At 40.9% G+C, this 13,243-nt stretch carries 12 protein-coding genes and 1 pseudogene; 6 read left to right on the plus strand and 7 right to left on the minus strand.

All coding sequences use genetic code 11. The annotated features are described in order from the left end of the window. The first annotated feature begins 24 nt into the window (after window positions 1-24). Together glnD and dapC are read left to right on the plus strand one after the other, a co-directional pair. On the plus strand, window positions 25-2,691 hold the full coding sequence (gene glnD, locus ACY3FQ_RS09520) for a [protein-PII] uridylyltransferase (RefSeq protein WP_489773954.1): 2,667 nt from the start codon (window positions 25-27) through the stop codon (window positions 2,689-2,691). A 24-nt stretch (window positions 2,692-2,715) separates the two neighbouring features. After that, complete coding sequence (gene dapC, locus ACY3FQ_RS09525; RefSeq protein WP_279739761.1) at window positions 2,716-3,885, plus strand: succinyldiaminopimelate transaminase; 1,170 nt, start codon at window positions 2,716-2,718, stop codon at window positions 3,883-3,885. A gap of 56 nt (window positions 3,886-3,941) precedes the next feature. On the opposite strand, the pseudogene ACY3FQ_RS09530 reads toward dapC, so the two are convergent. From ACY3FQ_RS09530 to msrB, 5 genes and pseudogenes are all read right to left on the minus strand, one after another. Next, window positions 3,942-4,912: pseudogene (locus tag ACY3FQ_RS09530) on the minus strand (TonB-dependent receptor domain-containing protein); the annotation flags it as partial. A 32-nt stretch (window positions 4,913-4,944) separates the two neighbouring features. Next, on the minus strand, window positions 4,945-5,877 hold the full coding sequence (locus ACY3FQ_RS09535; RefSeq protein ID WP_489773955.1) for an IS5 family transposase: 933 nt from the start codon (window positions 5,875-5,877) through the stop codon (window positions 4,945-4,947). A 33-nt stretch (window positions 5,878-5,910) separates the two neighbouring features. Next, window positions 5,911-6,522, minus strand: a complete 612-nt coding sequence (locus ACY3FQ_RS09540; RefSeq protein WP_489774417.1) for an AraC family ligand binding domain-containing protein — start codon at window positions 6,520-6,522, stop codon at window positions 5,911-5,913. 21 nt (window positions 6,523-6,543) lie between these two features. Beyond that, window positions 6,544-7,026: a glutathione peroxidase gene (locus ACY3FQ_RS09545; protein WP_004980122.1), complete on the minus strand. Its 483-nt coding sequence runs from the start codon at window positions 7,024-7,026 to the stop codon at window positions 6,544-6,546. Further along, window positions 7,023-7,442 carry a peptide-methionine (R)-S-oxide reductase MsrB gene (msrB, locus tag ACY3FQ_RS09550; RefSeq protein WP_005399615.1) on the minus strand — a complete coding sequence of 140 codons (420 nt, stop codon included), beginning with the start codon at window positions 7,440-7,442 and terminating at the stop codon, window positions 7,023-7,025. Before msrB ends, ACY3FQ_RS09545 begins: the two co-directional genes overlap by 4 nt. Before the next feature lie 227 nt (window positions 7,443-7,669). On the opposite strand from msrB, the gene ACY3FQ_RS09555 reads away from it, so the two are divergent. The 3 genes from ACY3FQ_RS09555 to ACY3FQ_RS09565 all read left to right on the plus strand — a co-directional run bounded on the left by ACY3FQ_RS09555 (window position 7,670) and on the right by ACY3FQ_RS09565 (window position 10,420). Continuing rightward, entirely contained in the window at window positions 7,670-9,100 is a 1,431-nt protein-coding gene (locus tag ACY3FQ_RS09555; protein WP_004980127.1) for a pyridoxal phosphate-dependent aminotransferase, read from the plus strand. Between the two features lie 139 nt (window positions 9,101-9,239). Next, window positions 9,240-9,467, plus strand: a complete 228-nt coding sequence (locus ACY3FQ_RS09560) for a KTSC domain-containing protein (protein ID WP_489773957.1) — start codon at window positions 9,240-9,242, stop codon at window positions 9,465-9,467. 20 nt (window positions 9,468-9,487) lie between these two features. After that, window positions 9,488-10,420 (plus strand): IS5-like element ISAlw1 family transposase, encoded by a 933-nt coding sequence (locus ACY3FQ_RS09565; protein WP_279741615.1) that lies wholly within the window; start codon window positions 9,488-9,490, stop codon window positions 10,418-10,420. A gap of 95 nt (window positions 10,421-10,515) precedes the next feature. Here the strand turns inward: ACY3FQ_RS09565 and ACY3FQ_RS09570 are convergent, their stop codons facing one another. Continuing rightward, window positions 10,516-11,121, minus strand: coding sequence for an O-methyltransferase (locus tag ACY3FQ_RS09570; RefSeq protein ID WP_279746770.1), 606 nt, complete (start codon window positions 11,119-11,121; stop codon window positions 10,516-10,518). A 30-nt stretch (window positions 11,122-11,151) separates the two neighbouring features. Beyond that, window positions 11,152-11,370: a DUF1653 domain-containing protein gene (locus tag ACY3FQ_RS09575; protein WP_004693482.1), complete on the minus strand. Its 219-nt coding sequence runs from the start codon at window positions 11,368-11,370 to the stop codon at window positions 11,152-11,154. Window positions 11,371-11,608: 238 nt separating this feature from the next. Between ACY3FQ_RS09575 and ahpF the strand changes: the two genes are divergently transcribed. Next, complete coding sequence (gene ahpF, locus ACY3FQ_RS09580) at window positions 11,609-13,174, plus strand: alkyl hydroperoxide reductase subunit F (RefSeq protein WP_489773959.1); 1,566 nt, start codon at window positions 11,609-11,611, stop codon at window positions 13,172-13,174. Window positions 13,175-13,243: the final 69 nt, after the last annotated feature.

Consider the following 13,243-nt stretch of genomic DNA (forward strand, 5'->3'; position numbering starts at 1 on the left):
TGTTAAAATATACGGATACGGTTCATGATCAATACTTCTCCACTGCTTAGCTATGTCAGCAGTAATCACGATATCAAAGCCATTAATCAATGGCGTAGTGATGTCGAAAATCAATTACAAGAAAGTTTTGATCATGGCCAATCCATTCGTGATGTCATTTTAACGCGTTCAAATATGATCGATGAAGCACTTATTTTCCTATGGAAATATGCAAAACTCGATCAGACAGACTTAAGTTTATTTGCTGTCGGTGGCTATGGTCGCCGGGAGATGCTGCCTTACTCAGATGTAGACATCATGATCTTGTCTGAAGATGAGTTTAGCGAAGAACAAGAAAAGCTCATTTCTGTCTTTATTTCCTCACTTTGGGATGTCGGCAATTTCAAGCCCGGCATTAGTGTACGTACCATTGCCAACTGTGTTGAACAAGCAACCTCCGACTTAACAGTTGCCACAGCCCTCATTGAGTCCCGTTTAATTACAGGCAATGAACACTTAGCCAAATGGCCGCGACGCATTGTTTCGCAAACATGGACAGATAAAACCTTCTATGATGCAAAAATGGAAGAACAGGCCAAACGTTATGCACAGCATAACTTTACGGAAAGTAATCTAGAACCCGATATTAAAAATGCGCCGGGTGGCATTCGGGACATTAACCAAATTGGTTGGATTGCTAAACGGCATTTCCGCGTCAACCGTATTTATGACTTGGTGCATTTAGGCTTCATTTCGGAGTTTGAGTTAGGTGTATTAGAAGAAGCCGAAAGCTTCCTCTGGGAAATTCGTCATCACCTACACCGCCTCACTAAACGTGATGAAAACCGTTTACTGTTCGACTATCAACGTGACATTGCCGCAAAGTTTGGCTATGTGCGTGAAGAAGGTAAATCACCGAATTACCCAATTGAACAATTCATGAAACGTTATTATCGAAGCGCTCAACAAGTCACCACGCTGAATGAAATGCTGTTGGCTTATTTCAATGAATCTGTGATTACCCCACGCCTACCGAACTATGAGCGTAACATTGAAGAAATCAATGAAAATTTTAAACTAGTCGACGGCAAACTAGCGGTTCAACACCATAAGATTTTCTCTGAAAACCCAAGTGCTATTTTAGAAATTTTCTATATATTGGCCAATCGACCTGAAATTACAGGCATTCGCGCGCGTACGCTACGTTTGTTAATTTTGGCGGCTAAACGCATTGACCAAAAATACAGAGATAATCCAGCGCATCAAGCCCTGTTTATGGCTATCATTCGCTCCCCGCATCGCTTATACGAAACCATGGTGGCAATGAAACGTTATGGCGTTTTAGGCAACTATATTCCTGCATTTGGGCAGATTATGGGGTTGATGCAGTATGACTTGTTCCATATCTATACCGTAGATGCACACACCTTATTGTTACTGCGGAACTTAAACCGTTTCAAAGAACCTGAGTTTGCCAAGGACTTCCCTGTCGTGAGTTCCGTGTTCCAACGTCTGGCACGTCGTGACATTGTCTATTTGGCTGCCATTTTCCATGATATTGCTAAAGGCCGCGGTGGTGACCACAGTGAGCTAGGTGCAAGCGATGCGATTGAATTCTGTCGTAGTCATGGTTTTACCGAACGTGAATGCAACCTTGTCGCATGGCTCATCCAAAACCATTTACTCATGTCTGTTACCTCTCAAAAGAAAGATATTTCTGACCCCGATGTGGTTAAAGCTTTTGCTGAGAAAATGGGTGACATGGAACATCTCGACTATCTATATACGTTGACTGTTTCAGATATCAATGCAACCAATCCTTCACTTTGGAATACGTGGCGCGCTTCTCTGATGCGTCAGCTCTATACCCATGCACGTGACGTGATTCGCTCAGGTTTAGGTCGTCCTGTGGATTATCAAATGCTAATTGAGGACACCAAGTTTTCTGCCAGCGAACAACTGGTCGAAGAGTTTGCACTAGATAATGTCGAAAAAGTCTGGCAAGAACTAGGAGATGAATATTTCCTCAAAGAATCTGCTGATGAAATTGCTTGGCATACACGTGCTATTTTACAGCACGGTGACAATCCTGAACCACTTGTTTTGATGCGTGCACAGCGTAAATTTGCTCAAGATGCAGTACAAATCTTTATTTATACCCAAGATCAGCCCAACCTGTTTGCAACAACGGTTGCTATTCTCGATCGTATGAATTTGGACGTACAAGATGCGCGTATTATTACCGCAACCAAAGCATTTAGCTTAGACACTTATGTCGTTCTTGACCGTTTTGGTACTCTGCTAACCGACCCTGAACGTGAAGCAAAAGTGCTATCAGCATTAAAAGATGCATTAGCCAATTCAGATAAATACCCTGGGCTCATGCAACGTCGCATCCCTCGTCAGCTACGCCATTTCGACATTGAAAACACCGTTGATATTACGCTGAATGAAGCACTGCAACAAAACATGGTTGAAATTGCAACACTTGACCATCCCGGCTTACTTGCCAAAGTAGGCGGGTTGTTTATGATGCAAGGTCTAGATATTCACTCTGCTAAAATTGCCACCCTAGGTGAGCGTGCCGAAGATATTTTCTTTGTCACCAAAAAAGATGGTCAACCCATGACTGAAACTGAAGCTGAAACTTTTGCTGCACAACTAAAATCAGCCTTAGATGAAGCCTCTAGTCAGGTCTGTGGTCAACATTAACAATACACACTGGTATTTTGTTTCATGAACTCGAGTTTATCCCTTTTACATCCTTATCCTTTTGAAAAGTTGAATAAACTATTTCAGGATATTACTCCCGCAGACTTACCCCTCATTCCACTCTCGATTGGTGAGCCTAAGCATCCTGCACCCGAGTTTGTGAAACAAGCCATTATCGATAATTTTCAGCATTTATCGACCTATCCAAACAGTAAAGGTATACCCGAATTACGCACCAGTATTGCAAATTGGCTGACTCGTCGTTTTCAACTCAATCAGATTAGTGCTGAAAACAATATATTGCCTGTTTCGGGCACCCGTGAAGCAATTTTCTCTTTTGTGCAGGCATTGGTAAATCGTGAAGATGCGCCTTATGTGGTTATGCCTAACCCGTTCTACCAAATTTATGAAGGTGCAGCCTTACTTGCTGGGGCAAAACCGTATTTTGTAAATTGCACCGAAGAAAATGGTTATCTCGGTGACTTTGATGCTGTGCCTGCTGAAGTCTGGGAGAAAACAGCCCTGTTATTTGTTTGCACACCGGGTAACCCAACAGGTGCTGTACTCTCAAAAGAGCAGTTTAAAAAGTTAATCGCACTGTCAGACCAATATGGTTTTGTGATTGCATCGGATGAATGCTATTCAGAGCTTTGGTTTGATACTGCACCTGTGGGCCTACTCGAAGTTTGTGCTGAAATAGGCCGAGATGACTACAAAAACTGTGTCGTATTCCACTCACTGTCTAAGCGCTCAAACTTACCGGGTATGCGCTCTGGCTTTGTCGCGGGTGATGCAGCATTGCTCAAACCTTATTTACAATACCGTACGTATCATGGTGCGGCGATGCCTGTACAGCACCAATTGGCTTCGATTGCAGCATGGGATGACGAAGCGCATGTTGAAGAAAATCGTGTGCAATATCGTGCAAAATTTGATTTATTTCAAAAGGAATTGGGCCATATACTGCCCCTACAAAAACCAGATGCAGGCTTTTACTACTGGTTAAAAGTAGATAATGACGAAACTTTTGCAAAAATGCTCATGGAAAAAGCACATGTCAAAGTACTTCCAGGACGTTACTTGTCACGCGATACTGAGCAAGGTAACCCAGGCGAAAACCATGTGCGTCTCGCTCTAGTGGCCGATCTTGCACAGTGTGAACAAGTCATTGCTCGCTTAAAAGCAATTTTATAAATCAGCTCATCTAAAAAAGAAAACCTCCTATAACGGAGATTTTCTTTTTTATTCAATTAAAAATCAAATGATGCACTAAGCATAAATGTCCGCGGTAAACCAGCAACTAAATAGCCATTATTGGTGTTGCTTGTATTGTTAATATTGTCATATAGACCAACAGAACCCCAATAATCCTTATCAAATACATTATTTATAAGGAAGTTAAATGTTGTTGGGGTTTGACCAAACTGAGTTCTATAACTTGCACCTAAATCAAGCGTAGTCCAATCTTTAACTTTCAAATTATTGTCCAAACTTGCATAAGTTGAACCTGTATAAGTCAATTGGGCATTCTTTGCATGATGCCACGTTGTTTATTAATATCAAATAAACTTAGTGTCACCCCAAGATGGTCATTTTCATATTTGGCGCCTACTTCTTTCTGTTCAGCCACAAACGGTTTCAGCGTAGTGGTCACACCACCAGTTGTATTTGTTAAACCTTTTGATAAAGATTCAATGTAGTTGGCGTATACTGAAAATTCTGGAGTAATTTTATAGGTTACTCCAAGTGCAGGCGTCCATTTACTCTTATCATATACCCCTGTTTTCACTTGAGCATAGTTATATGTATCTTGGAGAATCTGCTGATAACGCGCACCCAACATGATAATTAATTTATCATCTAATGCAGTCAGATTATCCCCAATAGCAACACTTCTTAAGCGCGTCCGAGTGGTCAATTTCGGACTATCCATATCTCCACCTGAGAATGCTGGTGTTAAAGTAGCAGGTTGGTCATGTTGAATAGGATGATAAATATTAGAGTTCAATGGATTCCCTGAATCCATAAAATAGGCATTTCTCGTATTTAGTTGAAATGCTGATCCAGAAACAACTAAATTATGTTTAATTGAACCTGTATCGAACTTTCCACGTACCCCAACCTCACCTGTATTGACCATGTCTACACGAGCATTATCAAAACGGTAGAGTGTACTAGCACCCGTTGAAGCATTTCTTAATGGCTTTGTTGCACAAAGGTTTGAAAGGCAGAGCTACCCTAAGTGAGCCAAATTTAAGTGGCAACTTGGGTATGAGGGCGACCTAGCTCTGTGAATTTATTTAAGACTGCTACGCGTGCATGAATCTCATTCACCTGACTAGGGAAACTCCTTGCAGTTAATTTATCGCCTAATAATTTGATGCAATGCATCTTGGTTTCCACCAAACTTCGACGATGATAACCAGACCACTTTTTCCAAAGGGATCTTCCTAGCCGTTTGATTGTTTTCAATAACTCATTCCGCTCTATAGACCTCGCTTGCTGATCTTTCCAGGGCTTTGCATTTTTCCTTGGTGGTATTACCGCATGTGCATCTCGATCTAAAATGACTTGTCGGCAGTGCTTTGTGTCATAAGCACCATCTGTATAGACAAAATCAACTTGCTCATCCAAGGGAATTTGAGCAAGTAAATCTTCTAGTACTTGTGAATCACTGACATCATTTGTGGTGAGTTGTACAGCACGTATTTGCAGGGTTTCAGCATCTATAGCAATATGGAGCTTACGCCATTGACGACGATATTCAGATCCATGTTTCTTGCGTTTCCATTCACCTTCACCTAGAAACTTCAAGCCAGTAGAGTCCATAAGTAGATGCAGTCCATCGCTACTTTTTTGGTAGCTAATCGCAATATCAATATGCTTTTGTCTTCTACAAAGTGTTGTGTAATCTGGGGTTGTCCAATCTAATCCGCAAAGTTTAATCAGACTTTGAACAAAACCTGTGACCATACGTAAAGATAGTCGAAATAGAGATTTGATCATTAAGCAGCATTGAATAGCTGTATCGGAGTAGATTTGATTTCGACCTTGTTTGCCTTGTGACTGTGCATACCACTGAGTCTTTGGATCAAACCAAATGCAAATATTGCCCCGGTTAATTAAGGCTCGATTATAGGAAGACCAATTGGTTGTACGATAGATTTTAAGGTTGGGCTTATTCATTTTGAAATTATATTGCTGAATAAGCCTTCTATGCTAGGTTTGTGCAACAAAGCCCATTTGCTCTAATGATAAAAACACATCAGCATCCTGAATCATCGATAAAAGCTGCTTAAACTCTTGCTGTGCATAGTGTTGAGGAGCAAGAAATTCTAGCTGAATATATGGAAATAAAAGCTCAGTAAGTGTTGTGATTAAGGTTTGTTCTTTTTCCCAATAAGACAGTGCAGTATCAAATAATTGACTGTTAAGACAACTGAGGTCATGATACATCTTAGGCTGTTTATACAGCACGGGTTTGAACTGCGGTATGTCTTGATAAGCATCTTTATGTGCAGTTTCTTGTAATAACTGATTCAACCAATGTGCATCTAAATGCATCATTTGGTAGCTCCAAGCCTGATCTGGAACAGGATTACACGCATGTTCTACATGTGCAGGAACCAATACCAAAGTACCAGCGTCTATTTGTTGCGTTCCACCGAAGTGGCTAGTGAAAATACTGTTGCCTTGATCCACTGCTCCAATTGAAAATGTCGGATGACTATGAGCTTTATAACAAGCACGACTTGCACATGCCCGACGTGTTTCCACATAAGGCATGCGCGGATCACTCCAAAATTCAACTGAAGCGCCTTGCTCTTTCATCACTGACAACACATCAACAGATTATTGTTGTAATGCTTTTTCAATATCTGCCTGAATCGCTTCAGGCTTGGTGGTTGGCGCATAACGATTAATTACTTTGCCATCCTTACCAATCAAGAATTTTGTAAAATTCCACTTAATGCCGCTGCCGAGAATCCCTTTGCTGTTATTGGTTAAATACCGGAATATGGCGTGGGCTTCAGGGCCTTTAACATCAACTTTGGAAAACATGGGAAAAGTCACCCCATAGTTTTTCTGACAATATGTTCCTATTTGCTCATTGCTACCCGGATCTTGCCCCCCAAACTGATTACAAGGGAAGCCTAACACCTCAAACCCTTGTGCATGATATTGCTCATAAATTTTTTCTAGTCCAGCAAATTGTGGTGTAAAACCACATTTACTGGCCGTATTGACGATGAGCAGCACTTCGCCCTCATAGTCAGCAAAGGATTTATTTTTTCCATCTAACAATTCCGCTTCAAACTGATAAATGTTGGTCATGGATAAGTATCCTCATCACTTTTTTCTTGTGTTTCTAGTTCTAATGAAGCCGAGTTTACACAGTAACGTAAACCTGTAGGCTCAGGTCCATCTGTAAAAACATGGCCTAAATGAGCATCACAGTGATGACATACAATTTCTGTACGCACCATGCCATGTGTTGTATCTTGATGCTCTTCTATCACAGTCGTATTGAGTGGCTTATAAAAACTTGGCCAGCCGCAACCACTGTCATATTTATTTTCAGAATTAAATAATGGCGTACCACAGCAACGGCATACATAAGTGCCGGCTTGTTTAGTATTCCAATATTTCCCCGTAAAGGCTGGTTCCGTCCCCTTTTGTCGCGTAATGCGAAATTCGTCAGGCGATAACTCTCTTTGCCATTCTCGGTCTGTTTTATTGAGTTTTCCCATGATCACGTCCCTTTCTATCTTGCTATTTAAAATAGGATAATCCTATATTTACGTGATTCAACTTAAAATTCCTAGTGTTTAGTTCACAATTTACAAAAGACCTATAATTCCAATAAAAGCAAAAAGAAAGCAATTAATAAAAACGGTAAGCAATTTATTTTCTTAAATGCTTTTTTGTGAGCAAATTTAATGTTAGTCTTATTGACATTCTTGCTCAGGATTAAAAAATGTCGCAAAAAAAGAGCGTTATTTTTAAACATTTACTACCTGTGATTAAACAATATCAACAGGTGGGTTTTACGCATGAAAAAATTGTTGCTTTACTCAGAGATGAACATGATCTCGATCTAGTGACAACTGAAACATTTAAAAGCTATTTATACCGTTATGCAAAAGTGACCTCCACTCTTTCCGAGAACATCAAAATGCCGAACACTCTCCAAACCCCACGCGAAATAAAAAAATCGTCTAAGCTCGAGCATGTATGCTACGACATCCGTGGACCAGTGTTACGAGCGGCCAATGAAATGGAAGAAGCCGGCCATAAGATTATCAAACTCAATATTGGTAACCCTGCACCGTTTGGTTTTGAGGCTCCTCAAGAGATTATTAATGATGTAGCTTTAAACCTGCCAAATGCAGTGGGCTATACCGACTCAAAAGGGATTTTCCCTGCGCGTAAAGCCATCTGTCAGTACTACCAACAAAAAGGCATTTTAGATATGCACGTTAATGACGTGTATATCGGAAATGGTGTCTCTGAATTGATCGTGATGGCGATGCAAGGCTTGTTAGATGATGGTGACGAGATGCTCGTGCCAATGCCTGACTATCCCCTTTGGACGGCTGCGGTAAATCTTTCAGGCGGTACAGCTATTCATTATAAATGTGATGAAGAAAACTTTTGGTATCCCGATATTGCGGATATGGAGAGTAAAATCACACCACGTACCCGCGGTATCGTGATTATTAATCCAAACAACCCAACAGGTGCAGTTTATCCACGCCATGTACTTGAGCAAATCGTCGCATTGGCTAAAAAGCACGATTTGATTTTGTTTGCAGATGAAATTTACGACAAAATTGTTTATGACGGTATTGAACATGTTTCTGTAGCAGCATTAGCGGGTGACCAACTCTGTATCTCTTTCAATGGCTTATCTAAAGCATACCGTATTGCGGGTTACCGTTCAGGCTGGATGGCCATCACAGGCGATAAGTCGCGTGCAGTCGACTATATTGAAGGTTTAGATATGCTCGCTTCTATGCGTTTGTGTGCCAACCACCAAGCACAGTATGCCATTCAAACTGCTTTAGGCGGCTACCAGTCAATTAATGATTTAATTCGTCCAGGCGGTCGTTTATACGAACAGCGTAATATTGCTTGGCAAATGTTGAATGACATTCCAGGCGTATCGTGTGTTAAGCCTGAAGGTGCAATGTATTGCTTCCCGAAATTGGACCCAGAAATCTATCCAATTCAAGATGATGAAAAACTGATGCTTGATCTACTTCGTGCGGAAAAAGTACTTCTGGTTCAAGGCACAGGCTTTAACTGGCCAACACCAGATCATTTCCGCGTAGTGTTCTTACCTGCTGAAAATGAACTACGTGAAGCCATTACCCGAGTAGGTCGTTTCCTTGCGAAAATGCGCTAATTGATCACTTTAAAAAACCGTACTTTATGTACGGTTTTTTTATTTACAAAACTGTAATACTTCGCTTTTTAAGTTTGGCATAAGTTTAAATTAAGCAGCCACATTGCTGTGATTCCATGTACATGATGGGGAGTCGCTTATGGGGACAATTGCGGTAACATCTTGGAAATACAACGCTTCCACACGCTATTTAAAAATTTTCTATGCCGATGGTTCAGGCGAGCTCTACCACCCTGTGTCTGAATTTATTTATAACAACTTAGTTCGATGTAATAATAAAACAGCCTTTGTTCATAAATATTTAGAATATGATTTGCACTTTACGCGCTTAAGGGCTTTGTTGCACAAAGCTGTTCGTAAGGTCTAATTCAGCAATATAATTTCCGAATGAAGAAGCCTGCACCTAATATCTACCGTACAATCAACTGGTCCAAATACAATCAAGCCTTAATTAATCGAGGAAACATTTCGATTTGGTTTGATCCCAAGACTCAATGGTACGCTCAACCCAAAGGTAAACATGGTCGAAATCAAACTTATTCAGATACAGCCATCCAATGCTGTTTAATGATTAAATCCTTATTTCGACTCTCTTTACGTATGGTCACTGGCTTTGTGAAAAGCCTCATTAAGCTTTGTGGTTTAGATTGGACAGCGCCAGATTATTCCACCATTTGCAGAAGACAAAAGCATATTGATCTTGTAATTGGCTATCAAAAAAGTAGTGATGGACTACATCTACTTGTCGACTCTACTGGTTTAAAGTTTTTAGGTGAAGGTGAATGGAAACGCAAGAAACATCAGCCTGAATATCGTCGCCAATGGCGAAAACTTCATATTGGTATAGATGCTGAAACCCTACAAATACGATCAGTTCAACTCACGACCAACAATGTGAGTGATTCGCAAGTCCTTGGTGATTTACTAAATCAAATCCCATTGGATGAACAGATTGATTCAGTCTATACAGATGGGGCTTATGACACAAAACAATGCCGTCAGGTCATTGCAGATCGGCAAGCGCATGCAGTGATTCCACCTAGGAAAAATGCGAGACCTTGGAAAGATACAAAAGTTCATTCGCGAGAGCGAAATGAATTACTTCGAACAGTTAAGCATTTAGGAAGAATAATATGGAAAAAATGGTCAGGTTACCATCGGCGCAGTTTGGTTGAAACCAAGATGCATTGCATCAAATTATTGGGGGATAAACTCAGTGCGAGAAACTTTCAAAGCCAAGTCAATGAGATTCATGCACGTGTGGCAGTATTAAATAAATTTACGGAATTAGGCCGACCTCATACCCGAGTTGTGTCTTAAATTTGACTAGCTCAGAGTAGCTTTAATTTTAAATCTTTGTGCAACAAAGCCGCGCTTAAGTATTCATTAATTTTTGAATCTCAAACAATCAGGATTTATCCTGATTGTTTTTCATGATCCCATGTCACCACCAACAAGCCCGCACCAATCGCTAATGTAGACAGGTTAAACTGCTCGTCCTGCTGAATAATCGCGATGAAGTCCGTGACTTGATCTGCATGCGATAGAACATTATCAACCACCAAAACTCCGCGTGAAACACACATTAGTCGTTTCAAATCTGGCCAATAGTCGACATAAGCATCACGTTCAGCATCTAGCAATATAAAATCAAAGATGGCTTGCGACTGCTTCAAATATTCAGCTGCATCACCCACCCAAAACTCAACACCATTGGATAAATTGAAATCCGCAAGATGGCTAGCGGCTTGTTGACTTCTCTCAGCATCAATTTCTAAAGTGGTTAATCGAGCATTCACTTGTTGCGCAGCATAAGCCAACCATAAGGTTGAGTAACCTGTTGATGTTCCTATTTCTAATATCTGCTGAGGCTGTTGAATATGCACCAATTGCGCCAAAAATTGTGCAGACTCAGGCTCAATATTGCGAAAGCGCGCAATGCGATCTGTTTGCGTACTGTCATGTTCTTGAAAGCGATGATATAAGGCCGATACTTTACTCAAAAATTCTGCATGCATCATCAAATCCCCCTCTACTTTACTTAGCTTCGTTTATACTTCTTGAATCAGTTTAAAGCGCTCAACCTCACGGTCATCTTCTAGCATTACCGTTTCAGTAAACATGGCAAGTGGACGTACCCAAATCGAATAATCACCATATAAACACTGATAAACCACCAGTTTTTCTTCAGTTTCACTATGCGTCGCTACATGTAAAACTTGATACAGTTGCCCTTTATAATGCTGGTAGATACCGCGCTGTAATTGCATCACTTGCTTCCCTATTTTTTAATTGTCTTGATCATACCTAATTTATACGGCTTAAACTGTAAATCACTTGAAAAATCATTTAAATCCCCCATATAGCTTTATGAAATGATTGAAGAAAACATTTTTAAATCTATAAAACCGATTATTAAAATAAAAACAAACTGTTTTATCTATTTTTAGATTTACTCTATGATTCTTCTATCAAATAATTTTACAGACTGCTTTGGAGAGCTTAACCATGTTAGATCAAAATACTTCAGCTCAATTAAAAACACTTCTTGAACGCCTTGAAGGTCCGATTGAATTGGTTGCGACTTTGAACGGTTCTGAGAAATCAGACAAAATCAAAGAATTGGTTGAAGAAGTTGCAGCACTGTCTCCACTGGTGACTGCTCGTTTTGATGGTCAAAACTCACGTGCACCCAGCTTCGGTGTGGCAAAAGCCGGTGAACAGCCGCGTGTGTTCTTTGCGGGTTTACCAATGGGACATGAGTTTACCTCTTTGATTTTGGCATTGTTACAAACCTCAGGTTACGCACCAAAAGTATCGGATGAAGTTTTGGCTTCAATCAAAGGTTTGGGCATCCAGTCTAACTTTGATGTATTTGTCTCTTTAAGCTGTCATAACTGTCCAGACGTGGTGCAAGCGTTGAACCTGATTGCTATTTACAATCCGGGCACGACAGCAACTATGATTGATGGGGCATTCTTCCAAGACGAAGTTGAAGAACGCAAAATCATGGCTGTACCGATGGTGTTCCAAGACAACAACCATATCGGTCAAGGCCGTATGACCTTGGAAGAAATTATTGCCAAACTGGATACCAATTCCGCAGCCAAAGAAGCTGAAAAACTCAATGCCAAAGATGCTTTTGATGTTTTAGTGATTGGTGGTGGTCCTGCGGGAAATACCTCTGCCATCTACGCAGCGCGTAAAGGCATTAAAACAGGGATCGTGGCTGAACGTATGGGTGGTCAAGTCATGGATACCATGGACATTGAAAACTACACCTCGATTCAAAAGACCCAAGGGCCGAAGTTTGCTGCTGAAATGGAAGCACATGTACGTGAGTACGGTGTGGACATCATGAACTTACAACGTGTTTCTAACATCAAAGGTGCAGATGAGGCAGCAAATGGCTTGGTTGAAGTCACCTTAGAAAATGGTGCGAAGCTTGAATCTAAAACGGTAATCCTTTCAACAGGTGCACGTTGGAGAGAAATGAATGTGCCGGGTGAAGCAGAATACCGTACTCGTGGTGTTGCCTACTGCCCACACTGTGATGGTCCACTGTTTAAAGGCAAACGTGTAGCAGTAATTGGCGGGGGGAACTCCGGTGTCGAAGCTGCGATTGATCTTGCGGGGATTGTAGAACATGTGACTTTGGTTGAGTTTGATACCAAACTACGTGCTGACCAAGTGTTACAAGACAAGTTACATAGCTTGCCTAATACCACAGTGATCCTAAATGCACTCTCGACTGAAGTTGTGGGTGATGGTTCACAAGTGACGGCATTGAAATATAAAGACCGTGCAACTGATGTGGAACATACCGTTGAACTTGCAGGAATCTTTGTACAAATTGGTTTATTGCCAAACACTGATTTCTTAAAAGAGACTGCTGTTGAGCTTTCAAACCGTGGTGAGATTGTGATTAATGATCACAACGAAACCAATGTCAAAGGTGTATTTGCCGCAGGTGACTGTACGACTGTGCCATACAAGCAAATCATCATTGCCACAGGTGAAGGCGCGAAAGCATCTCTATCTGCTTTTGATTATATTATTCGTTCTGGCGTGTAATCCTCTCAGACGCCTCCCTGCTAAAGGCTTATAGGCAACTCAGCTTATAAGCCTTTTTATCACGCTGTT

Source organism: Acinetobacter sp. AB03 (assembly GCF_058107045.1).